General features: G+C 41.8%; 21 protein-coding genes. 15 read left to right on the plus strand and 6 right to left on the minus strand.

What is annotated here, in order from left to right:
- Genes AC0L6H_RS08905 through AC0L6H_RS08935 form a run of 7 tightly spaced genes read left to right on the plus strand, consistent with a single transcriptional unit; the run spans nucleotide 1 to nucleotide 11,024 of the window.
- Nucleotides 1–1,989 carry a CsgG/HfaB family protein gene (locus AC0L6H_RS08905; RefSeq protein WP_473393861.1) on the plus strand — a complete coding sequence of 663 codons (1,989 nt, stop codon included), beginning with the start codon at nucleotides 1–3 and terminating at the stop codon, nucleotides 1,987–1,989.
- Between the two features lie 14 nt (nucleotides 1,990–2,003).
- The gene (locus AC0L6H_RS08910) at nucleotides 2,004–5,780 is read left to right on the plus strand and encodes a hypothetical protein (protein ID WP_473393863.1); all 3,777 of its coding nucleotides are present in this window, start codon (nucleotides 2,004–2,006) and stop codon (nucleotides 5,778–5,780) included.
- Complete coding sequence (locus tag AC0L6H_RS08915; protein WP_473393864.1) at nucleotides 5,777–6,136, plus strand: hypothetical protein; 360 nt, start codon at nucleotides 5,777–5,779, stop codon at nucleotides 6,134–6,136. The genes AC0L6H_RS08910 and AC0L6H_RS08915 overlap by 4 nt, the downstream gene beginning before the upstream one ends.
- A complete protein-coding gene (locus tag AC0L6H_RS08920; RefSeq protein ID WP_473393865.1) occupies nucleotides 6,133–6,561 on the plus strand; it encodes a hypothetical protein in 429 nt (142 codons plus the stop codon). The genes AC0L6H_RS08915 and AC0L6H_RS08920 overlap by 4 nt, the downstream gene beginning before the upstream one ends.
- An 11-nt stretch (nucleotides 6,562–6,572) precedes the next feature.
- Complete coding sequence (locus AC0L6H_RS08925) at nucleotides 6,573–8,069, plus strand: transglycosylase SLT domain-containing protein (protein WP_473393867.1); 1,497 nt, start codon at nucleotides 6,573–6,575, stop codon at nucleotides 8,067–8,069.
- Nucleotides 8,070–8,073: 4 nt separating this feature from the next.
- Nucleotides 8,074–10,041 carry a right-handed parallel beta-helix repeat-containing protein gene (locus AC0L6H_RS08930; protein WP_473393868.1) on the plus strand — a complete coding sequence of 656 codons (1,968 nt, stop codon included), beginning with the start codon at nucleotides 8,074–8,076 and terminating at the stop codon, nucleotides 10,039–10,041.
- Nucleotides 10,041–11,024 (plus strand): hypothetical protein, encoded by a 984-nt coding sequence (locus tag AC0L6H_RS08935; RefSeq protein WP_473393869.1) that lies wholly within the window; start codon nucleotides 10,041–10,043, stop codon nucleotides 11,022–11,024. Before AC0L6H_RS08930 ends, AC0L6H_RS08935 begins: the two co-directional genes overlap by 1 nt.
- A gap of 62 nt (nucleotides 11,025–11,086) precedes the next feature.
- On the opposite strand, the gene metJ is transcribed toward AC0L6H_RS08935, so the two are convergent.
- On the minus strand, nucleotides 11,087–11,410 hold the full coding sequence (gene metJ / locus AC0L6H_RS08940; protein ID WP_473393871.1) for a met regulon transcriptional regulator MetJ: 324 nt from the start codon (nucleotides 11,408–11,410) through the stop codon (nucleotides 11,087–11,089).
- Nucleotides 11,411–11,549: 139 nt separating this feature from the next.
- Here metJ and metF point away from each other — a divergent pair, with 139 nt between their 5' ends.
- Nucleotides 11,550–12,434: a methylenetetrahydrofolate reductase gene (metF, locus tag AC0L6H_RS08945; protein WP_473393872.1), complete on the plus strand. Its 885-nt coding sequence runs from the start codon at nucleotides 11,550–11,552 to the stop codon at nucleotides 12,432–12,434.
- A gap of 175 nt (nucleotides 12,435–12,609) precedes the next feature.
- Here metF and AC0L6H_RS08950 read toward each other — a convergent pair whose 3' ends face one another.
- Nucleotides 12,610–13,950, minus strand: coding sequence for an IS4 family transposase (locus AC0L6H_RS08950; RefSeq protein ID WP_473393873.1), 1,341 nt, complete (start codon nucleotides 13,948–13,950; stop codon nucleotides 12,610–12,612).
- Nucleotides 13,951–14,363: 413 nt separating this feature from the next.
- On the opposite strand from AC0L6H_RS08950, the gene AC0L6H_RS08955 reads away from it, so the two are divergent.
- Nucleotides 14,364–15,332 (plus strand): virulence factor BrkB family protein, encoded by a 969-nt coding sequence (locus tag AC0L6H_RS08955; protein WP_473393874.1) that lies wholly within the window; start codon nucleotides 14,364–14,366, stop codon nucleotides 15,330–15,332.
- On the opposite strand, the gene AC0L6H_RS08960 is transcribed toward AC0L6H_RS08955, so the two are convergent.
- The gene (locus AC0L6H_RS08960; RefSeq protein ID WP_473393875.1) at nucleotides 15,329–15,571 is read right to left on the minus strand and encodes a YfhL family 4Fe-4S dicluster ferredoxin; all 243 of its coding nucleotides are present in this window, start codon (nucleotides 15,569–15,571) and stop codon (nucleotides 15,329–15,331) included. The two genes, AC0L6H_RS08955 and AC0L6H_RS08960, sit on opposite strands and share 4 nt — an antisense overlap.
- Nucleotides 15,572–15,902: 331 nt before the next feature.
- Between AC0L6H_RS08960 and AC0L6H_RS08965 the strand changes: the two genes are divergently transcribed.
- A complete protein-coding gene (locus AC0L6H_RS08965) occupies nucleotides 15,903–16,796 on the plus strand; it encodes a hypothetical protein (RefSeq protein ID WP_473393877.1) in 894 nt (297 codons plus the stop codon).
- Between the two features lie 54 nt (nucleotides 16,797–16,850).
- Here AC0L6H_RS08965 and AC0L6H_RS08970 read toward each other — a convergent pair whose 3' ends face one another.
- Both AC0L6H_RS08970 and mutH read right to left on the minus strand, forming a co-directional pair.
- Entirely contained in the window at nucleotides 16,851–18,044 is a 1,194-nt protein-coding gene (locus AC0L6H_RS08970; protein WP_473393878.1) for a hypothetical protein, read from the minus strand.
- A gap of 88 nt (nucleotides 18,045–18,132) precedes the next feature.
- Entirely contained in the window at nucleotides 18,133–18,801 is a 669-nt protein-coding gene (mutH, locus tag AC0L6H_RS08975) for a DNA mismatch repair endonuclease MutH (RefSeq protein ID WP_473393879.1), read from the minus strand.
- Nucleotides 18,802–18,885: 84 nt separating this feature from the next.
- On the opposite strand from mutH, the gene rppH reads away from it, so the two are divergent.
- The 5 genes from rppH (at nucleotide 18,886) to AC0L6H_RS09000 (ending at nucleotide 24,345) form a co-directional block, all read left to right on the plus strand.
- The gene (rppH, locus tag AC0L6H_RS08980) at nucleotides 18,886–19,419 is read left to right on the plus strand and encodes an RNA pyrophosphohydrolase (protein WP_473393881.1); all 534 of its coding nucleotides are present in this window, start codon (nucleotides 18,886–18,888) and stop codon (nucleotides 19,417–19,419) included.
- 68 nt (nucleotides 19,420–19,487) lie between these two features.
- A complete protein-coding gene (gene ptsP / locus AC0L6H_RS08985) occupies nucleotides 19,488–21,782 on the plus strand; it encodes a phosphoenolpyruvate--protein phosphotransferase (RefSeq protein WP_473393882.1) in 2,295 nt (764 codons plus the stop codon).
- The gene (locus tag AC0L6H_RS08990) at nucleotides 21,782–22,588 is read left to right on the plus strand and encodes a sulfite exporter TauE/SafE family protein (RefSeq protein ID WP_473393884.1); all 807 of its coding nucleotides are present in this window, start codon (nucleotides 21,782–21,784) and stop codon (nucleotides 22,586–22,588) included. The genes ptsP and AC0L6H_RS08990 overlap by 1 nt, the downstream gene beginning before the upstream one ends.
- A gap of 4 nt (nucleotides 22,589–22,592) precedes the next feature.
- Nucleotides 22,593–23,447, plus strand: a complete 855-nt coding sequence (lgt, locus tag AC0L6H_RS08995) for a prolipoprotein diacylglyceryl transferase (protein ID WP_473393885.1) — start codon at nucleotides 22,593–22,595, stop codon at nucleotides 23,445–23,447.
- A 13-nt stretch (nucleotides 23,448–23,460) separates the two neighbouring features.
- Entirely contained in the window at nucleotides 23,461–24,345 is an 885-nt protein-coding gene (locus tag AC0L6H_RS09000; RefSeq protein WP_473393887.1) for a thymidylate synthase, read from the plus strand.
- A gap of 9 nt (nucleotides 24,346–24,354) precedes the next feature.
- Here the strand turns inward: AC0L6H_RS09000 and nagA are convergent, their stop codons facing one another.
- Entirely contained in the window at nucleotides 24,355–25,476 is a 1,122-nt protein-coding gene (nagA, locus tag AC0L6H_RS09005) for an N-acetylglucosamine-6-phosphate deacetylase (protein WP_473393888.1), read from the minus strand.
- Nucleotides 25,477–25,483: the final 7 nt, after the last annotated feature.

Raw genomic sequence — 25,483 nt, forward strand, 5'->3', positions numbered from 1 at the left:
ATGAAAAAACTACTTATTGCGGCTATCGTTGCCACAACCCTAACTGCTTGTAACTCTACCTCTAAAGGCAAGCAAGAATTCGACACTGCAAATCAGTTAGCGGCGGCAAACAAATATGAAGAGGCAATTGCTTTTCTAGTACAAGCGGTGCAAAAAAATCCTAAAAATGCTGAATACAAAAATGCCTTAAGCACATTAAAACAAAAGTATGAGTCAGACTCTCTTGCAAAGATAAATCGCATATTAAATAGTGAGTTTACGAATGCTGACCTAGCTGAAGCTGAAGCACTCGTTGCCAATCTTAAAAACAATGCAACCTCAACAGACCTTACAGAGCCCCTTGTATCAAAAGTACAAGAGGCAAAAGAAAACTTATACGCTGATTTAGCCCGTCAATATGCGAGTGCCAAATCGGCGTATGATGCCGGGGACCTTGTAAAAAGCTATGCCGCTTTTCAGGCGATAGATGAAAAGTTTGCTAATTATGAAGATGTGGCCTTAAGGCTTAAGTCGATTCGTCAAGAAGTCAATAAAACGTATTTAAAACATGCCAGTGACGCAATAAAGGCTGACGACTTCCAAACAGCGACCAAGCGACTTAACGAGATTTTGAAAATAAACCCAAATAATAATATTGCCAAGGGTTTACTTGTTAAAGCGAGTCAAAACAATACACCTTCTTACTTTTTCACCAAAGCACAGCAAGAGATTAGCAATCAAAATTGGGCGGGCGCACTTACTTATTGTGCGAAGGCGCTAGAGCTAGATAGGAATAATAGCGAGTGTTTACTATTAAAATCTCAAGCCACAAGTGAACTTAATGTAGCAAGTGAAAAAGGCTTTTTAAGTGCAATTCAAGAAGGTCGCTTGATACAAGCGAAGAAATTACTTTTAACGCTTAAAGGCAACGCTGTCAGTGCCCCTGCGTTACTAGAAGAATACGCCAATGCCTATAGTCAAAAGGCCGATTACACCGCGGCACTATATGCTGAAAAAGGTCAATATGCCATGGCATGGACTTTATTAATGGGTATTCAAGAAGTGAACCCTAGTTATCCTGATTTGTTTAATCGCATTAGGCAAGCTGAAGATGCGATTGGAAATAGAGCAAAACGTTCTATCGCGGTATTTGATTTCAATAGCCCTAGCGAAAGTGATGACGCTGGTGTAATCGTGGCTAACAATCTTATTTCTCGATTATTTAACAACGCAAGTAACGATATAACTATATTAGAGCGTGAAAACCTCAAATCGATACTAGAAGAAATGAAGTTAGGACAAATTGGCGTGGTTTCTGAAAGCACAGCGAAAGAAATGGGCCGAGTTTATGGTATTGATTACGCGATAATGGGGTCGGTCTTATTGTACAAGGTTGATGAGAATAGTTCGCAAAGTACAAAAACAATTCGCTATCAAACAGGTGAGAAGATTTCTGACAATATCGATTATTTGAATTGGCAGGCGGCTAACCCAAATCCGTCAAAATCCGCATTAAAGACAGCGCCAATGGCAAAAGTATTAACACCTGAGTTTGGTCAAACAGAATATGAAGTTACCCAGACTAAAAAAGTTGGGTTTATTCAGTTGTCATTCAGAATCGTTGACGTGCTGACCGGTGAAAACACGCGCGTAGATACGATTGAGCGCAAACTACAAGTAGAAGATACTGCCAATGCCGGGGTTGCTGAAGCGGGCGTGCAGTTTGATCCAATGAATATCCCGACTGATACCGAAATATTGCAACAATTAACAGAGGAAGTTGTTGAATCGATGGCTAGTGATGTTTTACGCCCATTACAACAACTCGAAACTTTCTACTTTAATCAAGGCCAAGACAGTGAAAAACGTTCTGAAATTGAAAATGCAGTTGAATATTACACTTATGCGATTTTTAACGAAAAATTGAAATCAGTGTCGTCTTCGCCTATTACACGTGAGGCTAAAAGCCGTATTGATAATCTACTAGAACAGCACACATTCTTAAACTAAGCAGGTTGGCAAATATGGGCAAGGTTATCAAATTAGCAGAGTATTTAAGGGGAGTCATTTTCACCCTTATGTTGCTAATTCCAACCCTTACGTATGCGCAAACTCAAGAACAATCGTTCATCGGTGTTTTTCAATTTGTGGCCACCACTATTGATGTGGTTGGCCTTGAAGATGATGTGGCGTATAGCATTCGTAACGAGTTACGCAAATCGCCGAGTTTAACGCTGATAAACCAACGTGAGCTTGAGTTAGCACTATCTCGAAACGATATAGAGCAAAAGTTTAGCGCATCTGAAGCCGTCAAAGCGGCGACTATATTAAACCTAAATTATATAGTAATTGGTGAAGTCACTCGCGATGGACAACAAATTGTGGCAAATGTTGAAGTCGTCTCCCCCGCCTCTAACAAATCTATTGGTAGCTTAAAATTTACTTTTAATAACCAAGCTCAAATTGCCTTGCAAGCCAATTATATGGGTGAAAGTATTATTGAGATAATAGACAATCATCAATTGGATTTGCAAAGCAACAGTGCCAATGAAGACCTTGATTGGCTTGAAAATATTGCCGCTGATTACCGAGGTGGACTGGTATCCATATTGTGGACCTTAAAAAATCCTGAAACTGAGTATTTGGGTTTTAATATCTACCGTGCTAGTAATGAAAATGGCCCATTTAGCTATGTTTCAAGTGAGGTTGAACAAGAAGCAAAAGATAACCCTGGTAACAAAGCAGGTACATATTACTATCAGCTAAGCATGATCAATGGTGATGGCGACGAAATTCGTAGTCAACAACTTGTTAGTGTTGTGGTTGCGGCTCAAGTCAGTTCTAGCTTAGAGCCTCCTACTGTCGTTAATGTGACTGAACGCGTAAATGGTATTAGCTTGTCATTTTTCCCCAGTGCCGAAAATCGAAACAAAGGCATTTTGGGCTATGAATTGCTACGTAGAGCCGCTGGTGAAGGCTGGCAGGTTATTGATGCATATAACGTTGAGCAAGCAAACTCGTCTAAGCAAAAAAATAGTTCATCCCAAAATAGTCTTGAGAAGCTAACCTTGTCGCAGCCCGAGTCTATGAAAACAAAAGGCCCAGTCTACTATGGTGTTCGTGCATTTACTGCAACAGAAAAAGGGCAGATTTCAGAAGCCATTGCTTATACAGCGGCCAGTGCGCCTGTATTACAAGTGCTGTCTGCTGATAGGCAACGTGAAGTCGTATTTGGATGGGCGCCTGCGAGTGCGGGATTTGGTTATCGAATCTATAAACGAAACACTCAAAGCGATGACTGGCGATTACTGACAGAAATTAAGGGCATTGACCAAGTTAGTTATACCGACACTGACTTTAGCGATGAAGATCAAACTTTTGAATATGCTATTTCTGTCTTTGATGATTATGGTGAAACACAGATATCACCAGTAGTATCTGTGACAAGTAAAACCGTATTAAGTCCACCAAAAGAGGTAAAAGGTGTATCTGGCTTATCTAAGAGGGCGCAGATCAGCTGGCAATTAAATCTAGATCCTGATGTGGTAGGTTATTCTATATTTAGAGGCCCATATAGCGAGGAAGAAGAACTTACCTTGAAGCGAATTGGTGAAGTTAGAGACCCAATGGCAACATCTTATATTGACGAATCAGTTCTTCTCGACGGCACCCAATACTATTACTCAGTTGCAGCAATTAATAAATTCGACCGTTCAGGCCCCGTAAGTAAGGCCGTATTAGTTACCACAAAGACTCCTCCAAACCCACTTGAGGCATTGCAGGCAAGTTTGGTTGAAGGAGATATTGAGTTGTCATGGGAACTGCCAAAAGATATAAGCATTGAAGATATTCAGTATGTCCATATTGAGCGAAGTTTTGATGGCCAGAACTTTGTCAATATCGCGAAGATACCTGCAGAGCAAACTTCCTATATTGATACAGAGCTCTTAGCTGGCGCAAAGCAAAGCTACAGAGCGACTATCTCAGATAACGACGGCCTAAAAAGTAAGCCAAGCTCAGTAACTGAAGTTGATGTGACGGTGCCATTAGTCTTGCAACTTGAACAAGATAACGGCCTTCGGAAAATAGCGTTTTCGTGGGTAAATGCCAGCGTACCAGCAAGCATTAAAGTTTACCGCGGTAGCAGCGAAAGCTCATTAGAATTATTAGTGGAGCTATCGGAATATGCCGATAACCGTTACGTTGACGAACAAGAGCTTGTGGATGAGCAACAGTATTTTATTAAGATTGAAGCGTGGTTGTCAGGTGTCAAACTCGCTGAGTCAAACACGATAATGACTACGACAAAAGGGATAGAGGCACCCAAAAACTTAAGCGCCCAAAGTGGGCTTGCTGGAAAAATAGTCTTAACTTGGGACCCAGTAGAAGACAGTAGCATTGCTAAATATGTGCTGTTTCGGCGATCTTTGTCACAACAAAGCAGTGAGCTAGTATCTATTGCAGTAATTGATGACCCTAGCGTAAGTAGCTACACCGATATGAAGTTTGACAAGATTCCCCCTGCACAACAGAGCGGAGAGAGTATAGCGGATGGGCTTGAATATGAATATGCCATTGCCAGTAAGAATATATTTGATGCGACAGGATATATAGGCAATACCGTTATTGCAGCAAGTAAGCAACCACCAAAGACTGTTGCCGATGTTGATGTTAGCGTAAACCCTGATGATATTGAATTAACTTGGTCTTTGCTTGATGAAAGCGATTTACAATATATTATTATTGAACGAAAGTGGCCTTTTGAGAGCGACTTTTCTGAATTGGTAAAATTAGAAGCAAACGTGAAAGCGTTTAGCGACAATGAGATATATCCATATATCAGTCCAGAATACAAAATTAGCTTAACAGACAGCGATAATTTGAGCTCAGCGGACTACCTAGTAAACAATATTAACAATCCAAACCAGACTAACTTGCAAGTATCGAAAGACGGTATGTTGCGACAAGTACAACTTACTTGGGACACCAGCAACCCAAATGTTGAAATGACGCTTGAACGGCGTACCGTAGATGCAGACTTTAGGCCCGTGACAACCGTAGAAAGCTCCGTTCAAAGCTACAGCGACGCAAATGGCTTGCTCGATGAAACCGTATATGAGTATCAACTAACGGCTCAAACCAAGGGCTTAAATCCCGTAATACTCGGGAAATCTAATATTGTCAGTGCAAAAACCAAGGCGCTACCTATGCCACCTTCTTTACGTGCACAAAGTGGTGGTGTCAAAAGTGTGGTCCTGACGTGGGACATGATAAATGATCCCGACGTGGCTGGATATCATCTCTATAAAGTAGATGCCAATGGCAAACTCGATAAGTTAGAAACACTAAACACGAATCAAACGACGTTTACTGATGAAGGTAGCTTTTTTTCAAAATTAAGCGATGGTACGCAATACCAGTATAAAATAGCGAGTTTCAATAGCTATAATGTTGAAGGGCCACATAGCGACGTGGTCGTTGCACAAACCAAAGCACTTCCCGGTATTCCTATGGGAGTTAGTGCTGAGCTTGATTCGTCCAGCCCTAATGTGAGCGTCGTTGTTAATTGGGCGCAAAATTCAAAAGAAGATATTGTTCAATACGAAGTACATCGTGGCAGTAGCTGTGCGCGAGTCAGAGCACTGGTAAAAGTGAAGGCGAGTGAAGCTAGTAGTTACACAGATACCGACCTTAGTGATGGAAGGTCGTATTGCTATAAAGTGAAAGCGATAGACGCAAGCGACCTAGAGAGCGCGCTTTCTTTAGGCGCAGAGATTACTCTGGCGGAGGTAGCACAATGATGAAATTATCCCTTTTTTGTTTATCGCTTTTAGTGGTGATAACTCAGCCTCTGTTGGCTCAAGACAATAAAAGCTCTAATTCCTTACAAAGCGATGAGTTACAAGAAATTAAAGCGAACTACGAAAAATGTGTGTTTGATAAGGGCAGGATAATCATGCTCCATTCTAGTTTTAAAGACGCAATAGAATATGCACCCATGGCTTGCAGAAAACAGCTATTAAAGTCAAAGAAATACTTGTTAGACAGTGCATTTAAAGTAGATGTTATAAATGAACTGGTGAGTTCAATCGAAGAGGGAGTGCGTATTGATTTGGTCAATATGCTTATTCAGGAATTGCAAAAGGACACAAAATGAAACGCTTGAGTTTAGTACTTTGTATATTGTGGAGCGCGACAAGTTTTGCACAAGACGGCTTGATCGTCGCCAGTGGTTTTGGTGCTGCTGACTTAACTAAAGTCCCGTTAGAACAACAAGCTCAGATGATGGCCAAACGAGCGGCGAAAGTTGACGCTCAACGTAATTTGATAGAACAAATCAAAGGCTTGCGTTTGACGAGTGGCACAACTATGGAAGACTTCGAGGTCAGTAGTGACATTGTTGCGACGCGCGCAAAAGGTATTTTGCAAGGTGCTTTTGAGCTTGACACGAGTGTGAGTAAAGAAGGCGACGCTATTTTAGCTGAAGTGAAAATGGCGATTTGTATAGATAACAGCGCTTCTCAATGTAAAGACAAAATCACACTCAGCGATATTTTGTTGAAGCACAACGACAAATCTTAAAGGCTAAGCTTATGAGTAAATGCGCCTTTGCTTGTTTAAGCTTCACCTTTTGTAGCTTATTTCTCGCCTCTGGAAAGTTAATTGCAGTTGATACTGACTATACGCAAAGTTCAGCTATTGCTACTTTCCAGCAAAACGATGATTTCGTAGATGAACTCGACGCAGAGTTTGATGATATTGAAGCGAGCCTTGAAAACCAATTTCTTCAAACTGACGCGCAATTAGAAGCGCGCTACGATGCCGTTCACAAAGCAATCCAATTAGCCTACACGAAACAAAGCGCAAAGATAGAAGTACATTGGCCGACCGATGTTGTTGTGCCAACAGGTAGCGTTTGGGTTGCTTATAGTAATGACTACCAAGAAAGGCTAGTTTATGATTTTGAGCAAGGCTTTTATGAGCTAGAAGTCAGCGCATCTGATAACCCACAAGAAAGCTTAACTAGACTTGCTCAATTTGTCGACAGTGTCTCAAAGGATGAAGCTAATACACTAGAGTCGCTCGATGTATTTAAGCATGCTATTGAAAAGGAAGTGCTACAAATTGAGCCATTGCTTTATCAAGAAACTCAGTCGATAGAAAGCGCTGAAAGTAAAAATGACAAGCTAAAAAAAGAGGCAAACCGAGAGGTCGCTAGAGTCAGGCCGCAAGATGAAAGCGCCAAACCAGACAGCAAAATCTCTCAATTGACACTATTATCGAGCAAGAATAACTACAATATATTGGCTTCATTAAGTCCCGATACGCCTAAACTCGATGTTGAGCAATTGCTTACGCGCTTAAAGTCGCGCGATAGTAAAAACACTGTCACAGCTATTAATCAAATAGGAGAACAGGCAACAAACGACGAAAGTTCAGCACAAGCTATACTGACCAATGATGCTCCCGATTTAGTTGAAGCTGGATTAGCGCTCAGTGAAACTTCGTCAGGTTGGAAGATAAAAATCCCTTTTGTGAATGGCTATCAAAAAACCTTGATAGATCAACAGATGCAGACGATTAATGAAATGTCGAGTCGTTTTGATGTGAATGTGTCATTGATATTAGCCATTATTGAAGCTGAATCAAGTTTTAATCCTATGGCCACGTCGCATATTCCGGCCTTTGGTTTGATGCAACTGGTTCCGCAAACTGCTGGTGTTGATGCCTATCGACATATCTACGGTGAGCGCAAAGTTCTGTCGCCAGACTATTTATATGATATCGAGAATAACCTGAAACTGGGCACCGCTTATATAGATTTATTACAAAGTCGCTACTTACGAGGGATTGACGATACACAAAACAAGCTCTACTCCATGATCGCAAGTTACAACACGGGGGTTGGCAATCTCGCGCTTACAGTTAGTGGTGAAAAAAGCATACGAGGTGCAATTCCACTCATCAATAAGATGGAAGCAAACGAGTATTATGCTTTTTTGCAGGAAAATTTACCTGCGCTTGAAACGAAACGCTATTTGGACAAAGTCATTTCAAATAGTCAAAAATATAAACATCTGGATGAGTAATAAAATGGCCCAAATCCAACCTTCAGCGAAACTTAGCTATGCTGTCATATTGTTCACTCTTTTACTTTTAAAGGGCTGTGGCTCAACGCCGGCAAGCAATGATACTGAGCAAGGGCCAATAGCAAACTCTCAAAGTAGTAAAACGATGGGTGAAGAGAAAACAATAAGTACTGAGCTTGATCTTGCACAAAGCTTAGTTAGCGAATCTTCGCCAACGCTTGATTTTAAAGATTATAAACTTGATGAAAACGACGACGATAGCTTTCCTCAGCGCCTTGCACTCATGCCGTTTAGTTCAAAAGAGGAGGTGAGTGACGATATCATGCTCATGCTGCGTCAATCAGTTTTTAGTCACCTATCTAGTACGAACTATATTTTTGTGCGTCCTCAAGAAGTTGATCAACGTATCGCTATGTTGGATCAACAAAAGCAGTTTACCCCTTCTGATGCTGCCACTCTTGCCAGCATTTTAGATACCGATGCAATACTTTTGGGCAAGGTATTGAGCTCAGATGTTACCTATGTGGGTGTTGCTGCACAGATTTACTTTGAAGTAGAGATGAGTTTAGTAAGTAAAAGCGGCCGCGTACTTTGGTCTGAAGTATTTAGTGAGCGTTCTTTAGAAGGCGGTTTTTCGGCTGATCCCTTTAGCATGCTATACAGTTTAGCGGTAACTGCTATGCATGTTGGCCAAGAAAATTTATTTGCGGTATCTGATAAAATTGGTCGCCAAGTTGCCAATGCAATTGTGCAACCGAAGGGCGCATTTGCTGCCAATAAATTAGTTATTGAAAGCGTTATTCATGACGCTGCGAATAAGACGCTAAAGTATGGAGATATTCTAAAAGTAGGTGTGAAAGCGCCTGCAAACATGTCAGTGAGTGTTTCTATTGAGGGTATTACGGAGCTATTTGACGCTAAACAAAGTGACCCAGGTACCTATTTTGTCGATATACCCATCAATTCAAAATGGAATGGTGATAAGTTGCTGTTGACCGCTTTTGTGCTTGATCAGACTGGCAAGCGGGCACGTAAAATTAGTCATTTAGGCTTACTAAATATCGACAACACCGCCCCGCTTGCAGTTACAGGTATTGACGCAAATCTAGCTGCCGACAAACTCACACTTAAATGGCAAGAAATAGAAGAAGAACTAAAGTATTCAGTTTATGAAATTATTAATAATGAGAGGGTTCTATTGGTACAAACGAATGAGCCCCACGTCAGTTTTAGTAAAGAACATCGACCATTTCAAACATATCAATATGCGGTGATTGCCACAGATAAGGCACACAATTCAAGTGATGAAACGAGCATAAACGAACGTTTTATGCCATCTAATGTGCTCAAGCAAGCGGCCGTTATCAGTCGCTCGAAGTTACCACTTACTATTGATAAAGATTCGAGGTTAACTAAGCTTTACAGCCCATACTTAGTTGATAGCAATACTTTAGTATCTAGTGGTGCCATTCTTTTTATTGAACCGGGCGTTGTGTTGGAATTTACGCAAACAGGTATATTGGCAATCGAAGGTAGTCTCAAGACTTATGGTTTAGAACCTGTTGTATTTAGGGCAATGTCTAACAAGCAACAAGACCAAAGCTTTATTCGAATTAATTCTACTCGCCATATCGAGTTAGATGGCTTTATCATCGAAAATGCAGGTATTGGACTCGAGGTTATAAAAGGTAAACCAAGCGTGCAAAACTGCGAAATAAATAACAGTAATTATACGGCCTTGTCTATTAGTGGTATGGCAAATGTTGAAGTTGAAAACTGCCTAATAAATGGCAGTAATACCAGCGCGGTGGTTGTTGCTGATAACGCGCGTTTGAAGATAGAAAACGCCACTTTTACAAATAATTTTCCGTTTCACATACAAAATTCGTCAACCTACCAAGTTGATGCTCGCAATAATAAGTGGCAACCTGAAGCTGATGCCATCACCATTTTAGGGAATGTAAAATACTAATGAATATACAAAAAACATGTGGAATATTGTTCTGTTTATTCGCCAGCACGGTAGCCAGTGCGCAAACATTAGGTGAATACAATGAGTGGTTGTCGGTCTCCTCTAAGGTTAATTGGAGTTCAGGTATTGTGAGTGCCGAAGGTTTTGGTGTTGCGCCTGAAAATAAGCGTGAACAGGTCGGCAAATTGCTTGCGTGCAGAGCAGCGATAACCGATGCACAGCGTAACTTACTTGAAGCTACCAAAGGCGTTAACGTGACTGTTGATACCAGTATTTCAAAAATGGCGTCGCAATACGATACAGTCAAATCGGCGGTTGAAGGTACGGTAAAAGGCGCGACTATTATTGAAAGAAGCATGGTAGATGATATCACTTGCAAGGTGATAATGCGTTTGTCTATTGGCGGTAGGTTAAGTGCCAGTGTTTATGACCAAACGATTCCCTCCTCAAACTCGCTAAGCCTATTATGGGATGACTTTTGGCAAGGAGAGTTATCTTTAGGTTTGTTTTCATCTGCGAATGCCGCGCAAAGCCCTGTTGTCACGGAAAATATAAGAGAATTTGAGTTGTTAGATAAGCGCGTTAGTAAGCTAGAAAGCAGTATACTAACTATTAGTCCTGCACTGGCCAACGCCAAGACCGAAGATCAACCGACAGGCATTATTATTGACGTAAGGGGCAATCGCTTTGTACCCTCAATGACCCCCGAACTGCAGCAGGCTGACGGAAAGCTGATATATCCATCAACACAAGATAAACAAAGCTTAATTGCTTCAGGCAAACTGCTTTCGTTGTTTTCACGCAGCATAGAGCACGCGATGAACCACCCCATTGTAGGTGACAAACCATTATTACTAAAAGCCAATGTAGATAACAAACAACCGTCTAATGTTAGGCTAACTGCGCAAAATAGTGCTAGATTGATAGCACTGGCGAAGCAAAACTTTTTTGCCACGCCAAAAATTATCATTGTATTAGACTAACGAGGCTTTTTTTAACTAAGGTGGGACAGCCCATATTTATAGGATATAGGCTGCTCTAAAGATTAGTCTTGGGCTTCGATTTCAGCGACATCGATGCCCATCGCTTCCATAATTTTTCTAGCTTCTAGTGGAATTCTATAATTATTGTCTTTTTTCAAATCGACATCATCGGGAAGCGGTTGACCTGTAAAAGCATGTAAAAATGCCTCACATAGTAATTCAGAGTTAGTTGCATGGCGCAAATTACTGACTTGTCTACGCGTTCGCTCGTCGGTTAATACTTTTAAGACCTTGATAGGTATCGACACAGTGACCTTTTTTACTTGCTCGCTTTTTTTACCATGCTCTGCATAGGGATGAATGTATTCGCCGTTCCATTTAGCCATTGTTTTTGTCGTTATGTGGTTAAGTTATAATAAAATTCTAACTGTTCTAGAGAAAATATCAATCTAGACGTCTAAATTGCTTGACGTCTATCCAATATACTCGTAATTTAGACGTCTAAACGTCTATTTAAGGTTTTTCATGGTTTCTTACGCTCAGGGTATCGATGCCCTCAATCAGTCTTTAAGCGAATTACGCGACATCGATGTCTCATTTGAATTTTTTCCACCCAATACCCAAGCGATGGAAGACACTTTGTGGAAGTCCGTTGAAAGACTTGCACCACTTAAGCCTAAGTACATGTCGGTTACCTATGGCGCGAACAGTGGCGAACGAGACCGCACTCACTCTGTTGTTAAAAAGATACAAACAGAAACCGGTGTTTCTACAGCCCCCCATTTAACTTGCGTAGATGCCTCAGAAGCTGAGTTAAGAGCAATTGCGAAGGATTATTGGGATACGGGGGTTAGACGTATCGTAGCGCTTCGTGGAGACCTTCCTGAGGGCATGGAAAAGCCCGCACTATATGCGTCGGATTTAGTTGGTATTCTAAAAGATGTGGCTGATTTTGATATTTCGGTTGCTGCTTATCCAGAAAAACATCCAGATGCACCAAATGATCAATTTGACCTTCTTAACCTAAAGCGAAAAATAGAAGCCGGTGCAAATGAGGCGATTACTCAATTCTTTTTTGATACAAGCGTTTTTCTACGTTTTCGAGATCGCGCCGCTGCGGCTGGCATCGATGCGGATATTGTGCCAGGGATATTGCCGGTGACAAACTATCAAACCTTGGTACGTTTTGCGGGAATGACCAACGTACATGTTCCAGGTTGGTTACATAAACTATACGATGGCTTAGATAAAGATGACCAAGCAACGCGTAATTTGCTTGGTGCTAATATCGCCATGGACATGGTGAAAGTACTGGCTAAAGAGGGTGTCAAACATTTCCATTTCTACACCTTAAACAGAAGTGAACTCAGCTATGCGATTTGTCATATGCTCGGCCTTCGTAAAAATTAAGCCGTAGGTTTATCTAGTTATTCTTGCGAACTGTAATGCCGTTCGCTTAAGCGTTTTACGCCAATGGTCATGCTCGCGAAGGCGAGTATCTCCTCAAAAGCTTAGTAAATCCAATAAAAGCCTGCGTTTTTGCGTGTGATTTTAGAGATTCTTGCCTTCGCATAATACTGTTCGCTTAAGCATTTTTTTGTAAGTGTTTCGACTTCTTGGTAGCGTATCTCCGCATGACATTGGTCTTCTTCTCTCTGGGGTTACTTCGCCGTTTTTCTCTTGGTAGAACAAAGTCCTTTAACACATTCGTTAGGTCTTTCATTCTCGCGGGAATGGTATGTAGGCTATTTGTTGTAGCGAGCATATAATAATCATATAAAACAATACGTAAGGCTGCTGTAAAGCTTATCCTTGTTGGTCTTATACCGACCTCCACTGCTGTCAGCGCTATCTCATGTCGCACTAAATTATAGGCGATTAACATGCCATATAGTTCTTGATAAACAAGGTCTTTTTTCTTACTTCGCAGTACCAATGCATTTTGAAGCATGGATACTTTGACTTCTCGATAACCCAGCTCAATTTCCCAACGTTCTTTGTATAACTCAATAATATCTTTGGCTGAATAATCTTCATGAGGCAGATTCGTGGCAAGTTTTACTTCTTTATCGCGACCTATATTAAAGGTGATAAGCCTCATACCCCAGTGCCTTGGCAGGGACTTATCCTTTCTCCTTGCACTGCTGAGGTCACGCTCAACATAAGCATCATTGGACGCATATTTTTGCTTAACCGTATACTTAAGGTTTTTTTTGATAGGAGTTACCCAGAACCTCTGCTGTCCATTGTTCTCAATGTCAATCAACAGCTTTGCTGAGTGATAGAGCTTATCCATAAGTAATATGCTGTTGTCGGACACTTTTGATACCAGCTTTGCGGCATGACTCAACTCCGGCTCATTAAACTTGGAGGCTTGAGCATCTAGTATCAAATGATTCCGCACATTCATAAGACAGGTCAATTGCATGACAGGATAACCTGACTTAGCATCACTTTGATTGAGTACCGAGCCAAAGTGCTCCCTTAGTTCTGGTGTATCTTCGGTGCGAAGTGTCGTTCCATCAATCGATAAGACTTGCAAACCTTGCCAATTATCTTCCACATGGGTTTGCTTATTCCAGTGCTGTGCACTTAATTCAAATAGCGTTTTGACGGGTTGAAACCCTAGTCGCTGCCTTGCATTACTCAATGAGCTTCGTGCCGCCAACAAGTCATTATTAAGACCCTTTGAACTAAATGCTAAACGAGTCGCTACCTCTTGGATCGATTCCTGGCGTAAAAGTGACATACCGACAACCAGACGAAGTACCTGTTGCGGTGGTAATTTTCGTCGTCTTATGGAAACATTATCACTTAGTGAAAGTGCTTGTTCTAACCATTCAGTTGGGAGTGGCGCATTAAATACATTGATTTTGTTGTGAAGACATTCTTCAGAGAAAACTGTGGCAAGGCCTTGAGTGAGCATAATAATCAAACTAAGTTTTGAGTGCCCTTAGTTTGATCTCATTTTATGCCTAGTCAAGGTGCTTTGGCTACTATAAAAACTGACTGATCAATTCTTAAACGATCAGTATTATGCCTTCGCAAGAACGACGCTTGTTAGGACTCGTGCTTAACCGCTCAGCATTATGCCTCCGTGGGAATCGCGTTTTTGATGTTTTTTGCTTAATGGTCGGATGAGGAATGCGTGGATATGCGAGGACTGCAGATGCTAATGTACTGGGCTTGTGGCGCGATAAACGGTTCTTAAGCTTCAGTACACTTGTGCATACTGCATTCCCGCTGATAAACTATGCTCCATCAAATAAATCACGATGCTTTCAACAGCGTGGTTTCCCCTTAGTTTAATTGCAAGGCCTTAAACGCTTCTGGAGCAACGTGGACATATTAGCTAAATTACAAGATTATGGGCAAATACGACTCCCTTTATTAAAGTCAATTGGTATTAATTTTGCGAAAGACTTAAAAGGGGAGCGAATCACCATCATTGCTGGGCACTTAGCTTATGTGAGCTTGCTCTCTTTGGTGCCTGTGATTATGGTCATTTTTATGTTCATGTCGGCATTTCCCGCGTTTGCAGAAATTCGAGTTGAGTTTGAAGAATTCATTTTCACTAATTTTGTACCTACTGCCGGAGACGTTGTACAAAACTATATGGCGGAGTTTGTTGGTAATGCTTCAGGCATGGGAGCGGCAAGCATAATTTCCTTGTTGGTGGTCGCAATACTTTTGATTTCAAATATTGATAAAACCTTCAACCATCTATGGAAAACTCAAGTACAGCGCCCTGTTATTTTTACCTTCGCGATTTATTGGATGATTATTACGCTAGGGCCCTTGCTTATTGCAGTGAGCTTGATTGTTAGCTCATATGTAGCCGGCCTTGCAACCTTTGCCGATGATTACACGCCGGGCTTTGGAACTGCCGCCCTTAAATTGGTACCTTGGGCCTCGGCAATCGTCGCATTTATGCTTTTGTACATGATTGTGCCAAATAGGCCAGTGCGCGCCAAATACGCATTTTTTGGTGCTTTACTTGCGACGGTTCTGTTCGAATTAACGAAAAAGGGCTTTGCCTTTTATATTTCAAACTTCCCTTCCTATGAGGTTATATACGGCGCGCTCGCAACCATTCCTATATTGTTTGTTTGGGTCTATTTATCGTGGATAGTTGTATTGCTTGGTGCCGTATTTACTTACAGCGTAACGATGACCTGTGAAGCATTAGAGCAAGAGGAGGCGTCCAAAGATGATGGGACAGCCTACACTGAATCGGATGACGACAGTGACGTTGCCAGCGATTCAGTAAATCAGGATGAGGCAGAGAAATCTCAGCCAATCTCTTAATGTAAGTTGGTATATTTAACGGCGAGTTGATCGAGTGTCTCTACGCGGTTTGGATCACTTTCAATACATTCAACCGGACATACGGCAACACAACTTGGTTCGTCGTAATGGCCAACACACTCAGTGCAGCGGTCAGGATCTATTTCAAAAATCTCATCGCCCATGGAGATTGCTTCATTTGGACATTCTACTGGACACAGATCACAGTTAATGCATTCGTCGGTAATGTACAGTGCCATAATTTTTTGCCTTTAGTTTACAAATTTACCACTTGAGTGTAGATTAATTAAACAATGGACATATTGATCTTGGTCAAGCAAGTTAAGTTTTTGCTAATGTGTCAGGTATTTTTACAATGTCGAATTATACTTTTGAGTGCTTTACTCTAAGCCATTGAAACTAACTCTAAAAATGGATATGGCCCAAAAGTTGCTGAACTCTCAATAATGCATATCCGCGAGCGATTTTTCGATTCGTGCCCGCTGCGATATATAGCTTCGCCTTAGGGAATACAGATTTATCCGAAGTACTGAGGCATCAACAATAGTTGTTTATGTACGAGGAGTATTTATGTTTACCAAAAATAAAATTGTATTAGCGCTAGGACTTACCGGCATCATACTAGGTAATTGCGCAAATGCGGCAATCATTGGTGTAGAGCTCGAGGGTGATGTTGCCTTAGAAGCCGGTTCTTTAAGCTTAAGCGCGAATGAAAGCGATCCAGCAACACTAGACTTAACGCGTTCATTGTCTGAGGATGCGGCATTTTCGCAAGGAAACGCAAAAGCTAACAATAGTGGCTGGTTTTATGTCACTGCTTCTGCTCAATCTAACGCTCAAGCGATATCTACCCTAACTCAAACCTATACCTTTGAAAACGATGGCGATGGTGGATTTTTCGATTTCAACTTTGTTGTTGAAAACGGCTCTTTGTCAGCTGATTGTACTGGCGATGGTTACGGTTACGGCAATGGCGTCATTCAAGAATTTAACGAAGGTTTTGAAACCCAAGCTATAATAGGCATAGGCTGCGAAGACGACACCGGTTCTGCTGCTGCTGGCTATGCTGCGCAAATTGCTATTGATGGTGGGGTTCAATTTGAAAGCACTGCTTTGCTCACATTAGATGCAGGCGTTCATTCATTACAAAAAACAGGTACCGACCTAAATACAGGAAGTTCACCTACCGATGGTTTTTACAATTGGGGCGAACAAGCCTTCACTATCGACCTAGGATTTATTGCAGCCAACGACATTGTTGAGATTGTTTATACGGTCATGACCAATGCTTCGGGTGACGAGTTTGGTACATCTTATGCTCAATTTAACGACCCCTTTTCAATTAATCAGCCTGGAACGAGCATTACTCGTAACCCAATGAATGTTGTTAGTGCACCAAGTACGGCATTGTTTTTAGGTTTATCCTTATTTGGATTTGCAGCCTATCGTATAAAAAATAGATAAGTTAGCCACTAGCCCTTAAAAAAACGCGACAGTGTGTCGCGTTTTTTTAATTCCTTACTTGTTGTCCGCCATGCACCCATCCACTATCTTCGTAATCGAGTCAGCCTGCTCATAATCTGCATATTTTTGCTTAAACTGAGCTAAACGTTCATGTAAGGCGTTATTGGTGAGTGCAAATTGCAGCGCAGCATCAATGTTTACTTTCGTTTTATCATTCATGGCTAAAGCGAGTTTTTGGACGCTAAGTTTTTTGGCGAGAATGTTTTGTTCAAGTTGCGTTGGCAACAGCAATGACGGTATCGCTCGAAGTAACCCCTCACTGACAAGTCCATGGCTCCCATTGCTAACAAGTAAGGCTGTGTGTTCAAACATGCTGTCGATATGAACCGCTTCGTGTGAAAGTGTAATATTTTTGTGTTGCTTCGCTAGAGTCTGAATATCTTCTGCTGCATTTGGAATATATAAAATGCTACGAATAGGTAGCTTGGCCAAAGCAGTCATCAATGGGATTATCTGCTGTGTATAGGGCTGTAAGTATACAAAAACGATTTTTTCATCAGTGCTAAATGAAAACTTTCTTCCTTGGTCAGTACTACTTCGAGGTCCATAATAAACGGTATCGCTACTTCGCTCATAATGATCAGTTTCGGCAAGAGTGCATAAAAAATGTGTTGCTGGCCTAAAAATGTCATATAAGCGTGAAATAGGTTTTGCTTTATGCAAAGCGAGGACTTTATTGATACTTTGTAAAACGCGTTTATATCTGGCTAGCACTTGCTTGCTCGTTACTTTGTCTACTTCTTGAAAAAGTACAGGATAGTCGGTATCGGGTGGAACAAAAAAACCGTTGCCAAAAGTAGCTACTTTAATATTTAAGCATGCCGCTGCAACTAACGCACTAGGGCTGTGATCACAAATCAATAAATCGGGCTTTATAAGTTGGAATAAATTCAACCATCCGTTTACTAAGCCGGTAAGTGACTGCTCACTACTGTAGCCAAGATTGTAAATTATATCGCTATAGCTATGGGTGGCATCTAGGCTTTGTGTTTTGGGTGCTGAAAATAGCGGGCTTTGATAATAGCTAATGTCAAGATCATGAAAAACGAGGTCGACCGAGGGCAAATTTCTACCAATAATAGATACCTTGTAATCCTTTGACAAAAAGGCAATGACAAGGTTACGAAAGCCCATCACATGGCCAAGCGCTGCGCCTAGTTCCCATGTTAAAACAATATGTTTGCTCATAAAGGCCCTCGCCATTTAATGTCTAACTTCGTGTATTTTGCATGGTCTTCGCGACAACTTCTTACATTTGCGCAATGAGTTACGCTTTTTAAAACGCGTTTTCAAGAATTTGCTGCGTAAATTCTTTACGTAAATAAAAACCTCGTGGCCGCGTTAGTATCGTCGCCCCGTTAGGACCTGTTGCTTGGGTAAGCGCTTTACCGTCGGCGGCTTTTGGTCTAATTTGGAGAACTTGGCCAATCCTCGCGGTAATATGTTCAACTTTACCCAATGTGATCATATCCATCAACTCTTCCCAATCCTGTTGCAATAAAAGGAGTTCTTGTTCACTAGGTTGCCATAAAATAGGCGAGCCGATTACGCGCATTTTAGGTGAAATATCACGCTCACCTTGAATGGGGACCCATAGGACTCGTTGTAATTTGTTGCGAACACTAGAATTTGACCACGTTACGCCGACCAAATCTTGTAGTGGGGCATAGCAAACATAGGTTGTTTCTAAGGGGGTTAGTGAATGACTGAGCGGCAGAGTTTTTAGTTCGATGCCTAGCTCTACAAAATCTTGTTCAGGTTTGCTGCCTGCGCTGGCGCCAAGATAGGCTTCAATTAGCTGTCCGGCCCAGCCTTTATGGCGCTTAAAATTTACCGGAACGCTCACGCCCAATTCTTTTGCAACGTCCCCAAGCGTTAGCCCCGCCAACTGATTTGCGCGCGTCATAAGTACTTCAACAGAGCTGGGAGGGGTTTGTATTTTCACAAAACTGCAACAATTACTTTGATTAAGGCCAAGAATATGAAAGAATGCTAGTATATCAAAAAACAACCGCGCCAGGTAATCTAAGTGATTGATACCGAAGGGTTCCGCGCGAATGTTGGCATCATAATCTGTAATAAATCAGGACAAGTTTTCTGGGCCAGAAGATACGGCCAACATTCATGGCAATTTCCACAAGGTGGAATTGACAAAGGCGAGACTGCCGAAGAGGCAATGTATAGAGAGCTCAACGAAGAAGTTGGGCTGGTAAAAAAAGACGTAAAAATTGAGGCAGTGTCGCGTAATTGGTTACGCTACAAGCTGCCCAAACGGCTTGTGCGTAAGGGTACCGATCCGGTATGTATTGGGCAAAAGCAAAAATGGTTTTTACTGTCACTCACATGTAATGAATCTGATGTAGATTTAGCACGTACCGGTCATCCTGAGTTTGACGATTGGCGCTGGGTTACTTATTGGTATCCCATCCGTAACGTTGTCTCATTCAAACGCGATGTTTATAGGCGCGTGATGAAAGAGTTTGTGCCCTACGTGATGCCTACTTCAAAAAATCCATCCGCATCAACTCGCCGGAACAGAAATAAACGTAGGCAAAAACCTTAACGCGATAAAGAATAGGGTTCGTATCAGTGTTTTTAATTGCCTCACGCTAACATTCTATAGGGAAAATTATGCTTACCGTCCTTAAACAAATCATCCAAGAAGTAGGTCACATCCCTGACTTACAACAAGCTCTGATGCGTTTAGTTGAAATGGTAAAAGACGCCATGAATGTGGATTCTTGCTCAATTTATTTGACCGATTATAGCAAACAAGAACTTTATTTAACCGCAACCGTGGGGTTAGACAAAGACGCTGTGGGTAAAGTTAAAATTGGTTTTTATGAGGGCTTGATTGGATTGGTGGGCGACAGAGAAGAGCCTATCAATATTGAAAATGCGCATCAACACCCAAGATTTAAACATTATCCTGAAGTAAAAGAAGATAACTTACACGCTTTCATCGGCACGCCTATTATTTACCAGCGCAAAGTATTAGGTGTTATTTCAATGCAGCAAGAAAGTATTCGCCGTTTTAGTGAGGACGAAGAAGCTTTTTTGATCACGCTGGCAGCACAGATTGCGCTGGAAATTGTAAACGCAGAATCTTTAGGTACGCTAAATTTAGATAACAAGCTGATAGCCAATGAATCACGGGTTGTGAACGGAATACCCGGCTCATCGGGATTGGTGTTAGGGCGAGGCATTGCCTACAATGCGAAGCACGATTTAAGACAACACATCGCGAAAAAATCTGATGATTTGGCAGGCCAAATTGCGTTATATAGGCAAGGGGTTGAAAAGACTCGCGTTGAAGTAGATAACTTGTCAGCACAAGTTAAAGGCAATATGCCTGAAGACGTGAGCGCTATTTTCCAGCTCTATCATCAATTGTTAGACGCCAATAGTTTAGGTCGTGAAGTAGAAGCAAAAATTCATGAAGGTTGGGATGCAGCGTCCTCGCTTAAGTTCGTTGTTGAAGATTATGCCGCTCGATTTGAACGTATGAGCGACCCTTACATGCGAGAGCGCGCGGTAGATATCATTGACCTTTCTAACCGCATACTCGGCAATATTGTTGGTGACAGTAACCAACAATTTTTGCTCGACAAAGACAAAGCAGAAAACGGCAATTACATCTTAGTCGCCCAAGAAGTTAGTGCACCGATGCTAGCTGAATTTCCTCGCCACTTGTTAGCCGGAATTATTTCCATTAAGGGCTCAAACAATAGTCATGCCGCTATCATGGCCCGTGCCATGGGAGTGCCTGCGGTGATGGGCTTACAAAAAGTATCGCTTAAGGTCCTTGACAACCAAGACTTGTTTTTAGACGGCTACTCGGGTGAAGTGGTACTTAACCTTACTGAAAAGAATCGAATTGACTATCAACTACTGATTGAACAAGAAGAAGCGCTGCATAGTAAAATAGCGGCAGAGTCTGATAACCCGAGTGTTACGCAAGACGGCAAACGAATTTCACTTTTAGTGAATGCTGGGTTGTCAGCAAATGTCGAAATGGAACAATTTATACAAGGCGATGGTGTTGGATTATACCGCACCGAAATTCCCTTTATGATGCGAGAACGTTTTCCTTCTGAGCAAGAGCAGTATGCTTTGTATCATAGTTTACTTAGCGCTCACCCGAGTAAAGAAATTACTATGCGTACGCTTGACGTGGGGGGAGATAAGCCGCTTTCCTATTTTCCTATTGTTGAGGATAATCCTTTCTTAGGTTGGCGTGGTATTCGACTAACATTAGATCACCCTGATATTTTTCTTGTGCAAGTACGGGCAATGTTACGGGCGAGCGTTGGCCTTTCAAATTTACAGATATTGCTTCCCATGATTTCAAATGTAAGTGAAGTCATTGAGGCAAAGCGCCTTATTAAACAAGCATTTTTAGAGGTGAAAGAAGATGCTTATAACGCAGGGAAATTGTTATCAAAACCTGCAGTTGGTGTCATGTTAGAAGTCCCCGCGGTGATTTTCCAAATCGAGCAGTTGGCGAAACATGCCGATTTCTTTTCAGTCGGTACTAACGACTTAACCCAGTATTTATTGGCGGTAGATAGAAACAACGCGCGCGTATCGACCCTGTATTCCAGTTACCACCCCTCAGTGTTAAATGCCTTGCAACAAATTATCAATCAGAGTAATAAAGTAAATATCCCAGTTACTGTGTGCGGCGAACTTGCTGGTGAACCGGCAGGAGCGGTCATTTTGATGGCGATGGGTTATCGTAAGCTGAGTATGAATGCTCACAGCCTACGGAAGATTAATTGGGTGTTGCGAAATACCAATATTACCGACATGCAAGGATTGTTAGGTATTTTGCTGCGCCAAGACACAACTGACCAGGTTATTGCATTAATTAACGATTATCTAGAAACGAAAAACCTAGCTGGCCTGATTCGGGCAGGAGCTTAATGGAAGCGGTAGTAATATTCTTCTTATTGTGTTTGGTTTTAGGCGCTATTGTCGGTATTTTTGCAGGCCTTTTAGGCATTGGTGGCGGTCTCATTATCGTACCTGCCTTTTTATTCATGGCCCAACATTTATTAGGTATTGATGTAGAACATGGTATGCCAATGGCGATTGCTACATCCCTCTCTACGGTCATTTTTACTGGTTTGTCCTCAGCCCGGACACATTTGAAAATGGGTAATATTGATAAAAATATTGTTCTGTATTGCGCCATTGGTATTGCCCTTGGTGCTAGTTTGGGGGCTTTTTTTGCGACTAAAATTTCAGGTGTTTTACTACAACGAATATTTGCAGGTTTAGTTATTGGCATCGCTTTGCAAATGATTTTTGGGCGTAATCGCGTTTCATCCACTAGCTTAAGTAATCCAGCGCTTAGTGTCATTGGCTTGGGTAGTGGTTTCATTTCGGCGCTGATGGGTGTTGGTGGAGGGGCTTTGCTAGTGCCTATCCTCGTGTGGTTTCAAATAAACATTAAAAAAGCTATCGGCTGTGCAGCACTGTGCGGCGTTGTTATTGCCACTTTTGGTACGGTCAGTTTCATTTACACGGGCTTTAATAAACCGTATTTACCTGAATATGCTTTGGGCTATGTATATTTGCCTGCAACCCTTGGGATTGTCATTACGTCGATGATCACCGCCCGAATTGGTGCTAAACTTACGGCCAAATTAGACACCCACAAATTAAAGAGAATTTTCGCAGTATTTTTGGTACTGGTGAGTATTCGTATGATCATAGGATTAGAATAACAACATGAACGAACAAGGCTATCTAACTTTCCCCAATATAGATCCTATTATTTTTGAAATAGGACCGATAGCGCTTCGTTGGTATGGTCTTATGTATCTTATTGGCTTTGCGGCAGCTTACTGGTTGGCATCGAGAAGACTTCCTAGAACCCCATGGAGCAAAGACGAGCTAAGTGATCTACTGTTTTATTGTTTTCTCGGCGTTATTGTAGGCGGGCGTTTTGGCTACGTAATGTTTTATAGCTTTTCCTCATTTTTAGAAAACCCCTTGTATCTATTCAAGATTTGGGAAGGCGGAATGTCTTTTCATGGCGGCTGTTTAGGGGTAATCGTCGCTGCTTATATTTATGCAAGGATTAAGCATTGGTCATTTTTAGCGGTCGGTGACTTTATTGCGCCGCTTGTCCCTATAGGTTTGGGCGCCGGTCGTATTGGTAACTTCATCAATGGTGAATTATGGGGTCGTGAAACCACGGTTTGGTGGGCCTTTGTCTTTCCAGATGCCGAAAATCCGCGCCATCCTTCGCAACTTTATGAGTTCTTTTTAGAAGGTGTGGTGCTATTTGTTATTTTATGGCTTTATTCTGCAAAACCTAGGCCGGTTGGCTCTGTGGGTGGCTTATTCTTGTTCGGTTACGGCGTGTTTAGATTCATTGTAGAATTCTTTAGAGAGCCAGATGCGCATTTAGGCCTTTACGATGTTGGTTTAAGCCAAGGCCAATTGTTATGTATTCCTATGATGCTTGCGGGTTTAGGCCTAATTATTTACGCAAATAGAAGCGGTGTAAAAGGTCCTTTGCCAGAACATGCAAGCACAAATGCGACACAATCTAAAAAAACGAATAAAAAGAAAAAGTAAGAGACAAGTCAATATGCTTAAGCAAAACAACGCCGGCCAACACAATGTTAGTCAATATGAAGACCTATGCAAAAAGGTGATTGAACAAGGCCAGTGGGTCGAAAATAAACGCACGGATATACGTTGTTTAACGCTTATTAATGCAGATTTAGAATACGATGTAGGCAATAATCATTTCCCCTTAGTGACGACTCGTAAATGCTATTACAAGGCGGCGATAGCAGAATTGCTAGGGTATTTACGTGGCTATGATAACGCGGCTGATTTCCGGGCTATAGGTTGCAAAACCTGGGACGCTAATGCTAACGAAAATGCCGCTTGGTTAGCAAACCCAGCACGTAAAGGAACTGACGACATGGGGCGTGTCTACGGTGTACAAGGACGCAGTTGGCAAAAGCCAGACGGTAGTTCTCTTGATCAGTTAGCGAAAATTGTGAACAACTTAAGCCAAGGTATAGATGATCGCGGCGAGATTTTAACTTTTTACAATCCAGGTGAATTTGACTTAGGTTGTTTGCGTCCTTGCATGCACACTCATACCTTTTCGCTGTTAGGTGGCACATTACATTTGACCAGTTATATGCGTAGCTGTGATGTACCCCTTGGCTTAACTTTCAATATGCCCCAGTGCTTTGTCTTGTTGGCACTTATGGCGCAAATTACTGGGCATAAAGCGGGGAAGGTTTATCATAAAATTGTTAACGCCCATATTTATGAGAACCAACTTGATTTAATGGAAAACGTGCAGCTCAAACGAGAAGCGCTACCAATGCCGAGTTTACGCATTAATCCCAAGATAAAGTCTTTACATGATATTGAGACTTGGGTGAGTACCGATGATTTTGAGGTCGTTGACTATCAAAGTCACGACCCTATTTCTTATGCCTTTGCGGTATAGCAGGTAATTCTAATTTGCATGCTTAGTTTCGCTAATAAGTTGAGTGACGTTTAGATCCTTATCCAACACTACCCATTCAACATCGTATCCCTGTGCGACTCTTCCTTTGCTTTTGCCTAAGCCCAAAAACGCTGCAGGGGTTGTAGATGCCATAGTCAAAGCGTCAGTCATGGGATGTCCCAGAAGATTAACCGTGTTTTGCACGGCCGTTTGCATATCAAGTGCAGAACCGGCTAACGTGCCGTTTTCCAGAGTCAGTTTATTGCCGCTACGCTTAATATCCATGCCAGCAAAGGGTAAGATATCTTGATCGCTTCCAACATGACTCATCGCATCAGTGACAAGCATAATACGCTTACTTGTTTTACATTTTACTGCCAACTTGCAGCTAGTAAGGCTTACATGTTCGTTGTCAACGATAAGACCACAGTACGCGTCATCATTTAAAAGTGCTGCCCCAACCATGCCACTTTTTCGGCCTTGTAAGGGCGACATCGCATTAAATAAGTGAGTAAAGCCCGTTGCTCCAGCATCAAGCGCATCGAAAGTTTGTTGATCACTTGCATTGGAATGCCCAAGGCACACAATTATACCGTGACTAACTAAGTTCTTGATGGTACTTGGGAGAACGTTTTCTGGAGCAACGGTAACACAAACTCGGCCAAGATCTTTTCGCATGAAAATACGCAGTTCTTCATCTGTTATATCTCTAATATGTTCGCTTGGATGAATGCCTCGGCGTGGCACACTTAAATGCGGGCCTTCAAAATGCACACCAACAATCCCTGGCACACCAACATCAATTGCTTGCGCAATGGCATCTGCGGCCTGTTGCATTATATTGATGTTGTCGGTAATTAATGTGGGTAACAAAGCACCAGTGCCATATTGACGGTGAGCTTCAGAAATACAGCGCAAGGTAGTTAAGGTGGGTTCATTATTGAATAACTTGCCTCCACCACCATTGACTTGTACGTCAATATAGGCTGGTGCCAATATCCCTTGAACGCAAATATCAGCATCGTTTGCTTCACCCGGCACAACACTTACAACGCTACCATTGTCAGTGGTAATTAGCTGCTTGCTTTGAATGACGGAGCCATTAAATAGTTTTTCGACAAAATATTTCATATTAGTG

Source organism: Glaciecola sp. G7-5 (genome assembly GCF_055808975.1).

Excerpts from the sequence above, each read along its gene's own strand:
- AC0L6H_RS08970 (WP_473393878.1), bottom strand. The coding sequence starts at position 18,044 with ATGAGCAAACATATTGTTTTAACATGGGAACTAGGCGCAGCGCTTGGC.
- AC0L6H_RS08910 (WP_473393863.1), top strand. The coding sequence starts at position 2,004 with ATGGGCAAGGTTATCAAATTAGCAGAGTATTTAAGGGGAGTCATTTTC.
- nagA (WP_473393888.1), bottom strand. The coding sequence starts at position 25,476 with ATGAAATATTTTGTCGAAAAACTATTTAATGGCTCCGTCATTCAAAGC.
- AC0L6H_RS08935 (WP_473393869.1), top strand. The coding sequence starts at position 10,041 with ATGAATATACAAAAAACATGTGGAATATTGTTCTGTTTATTCGCCAGC.
- AC0L6H_RS08960 (WP_473393875.1), bottom strand. The coding sequence starts at position 15,571 with ATGGCACTGTACATTACCGACGAATGCATTAACTGTGATCTGTGTCCA.
- AC0L6H_RS08950 (WP_473393873.1), bottom strand. The coding sequence starts at position 13,950 with ATGCTCACTCAAGGCCTTGCCACAGTTTTCTCTGAAGAATGTCTTCAC.
- AC0L6H_RS08925 (WP_473393867.1), top strand. The coding sequence starts at position 6,573 with ATGAGTAAATGCGCCTTTGCTTGTTTAAGCTTCACCTTTTGTAGCTTA.
- AC0L6H_RS08915 (WP_473393864.1), top strand. The coding sequence starts at position 5,777 with ATGATGAAATTATCCCTTTTTTGTTTATCGCTTTTAGTGGTGATAACT.
- lgt (WP_473393885.1), top strand. The coding sequence starts at position 22,593 with ATGAACGAACAAGGCTATCTAACTTTCCCCAATATAGATCCTATTATT.
- AC0L6H_RS08965 (WP_473393877.1), top strand. The coding sequence starts at position 15,903 with ATGTTTACCAAAAATAAAATTGTATTAGCGCTAGGACTTACCGGCATC.
- metJ (WP_473393871.1), bottom strand. The coding sequence starts at position 11,410 with ATGGCTAAATGGAACGGCGAATACATTCATCCCTATGCAGAGCATGGT.
- AC0L6H_RS09000 (WP_473393887.1), top strand. The coding sequence starts at position 23,461 with ATGCTTAAGCAAAACAACGCCGGCCAACACAATGTTAGTCAATATGAA.
- AC0L6H_RS08905 (WP_473393861.1), top strand. The coding sequence starts at position 1 with ATGAAAAAACTACTTATTGCGGCTATCGTTGCCACAACCCTAACTGCT.
- ptsP (WP_473393882.1), top strand. The coding sequence starts at position 19,488 with ATGCTTACCGTCCTTAAACAAATCATCCAAGAAGTAGGTCACATCCCT.
- AC0L6H_RS08990 (WP_473393884.1), top strand. The coding sequence starts at position 21,782 with ATGGAAGCGGTAGTAATATTCTTCTTATTGTGTTTGGTTTTAGGCGCT.
- AC0L6H_RS08920 (WP_473393865.1), top strand. The coding sequence starts at position 6,133 with ATGAAACGCTTGAGTTTAGTACTTTGTATATTGTGGAGCGCGACAAGT.
- AC0L6H_RS08930 (WP_473393868.1), top strand. The coding sequence starts at position 8,074 with ATGGCCCAAATCCAACCTTCAGCGAAACTTAGCTATGCTGTCATATTG.
- metF (WP_473393872.1), top strand. The coding sequence starts at position 11,550 with ATGGTTTCTTACGCTCAGGGTATCGATGCCCTCAATCAGTCTTTAAGC.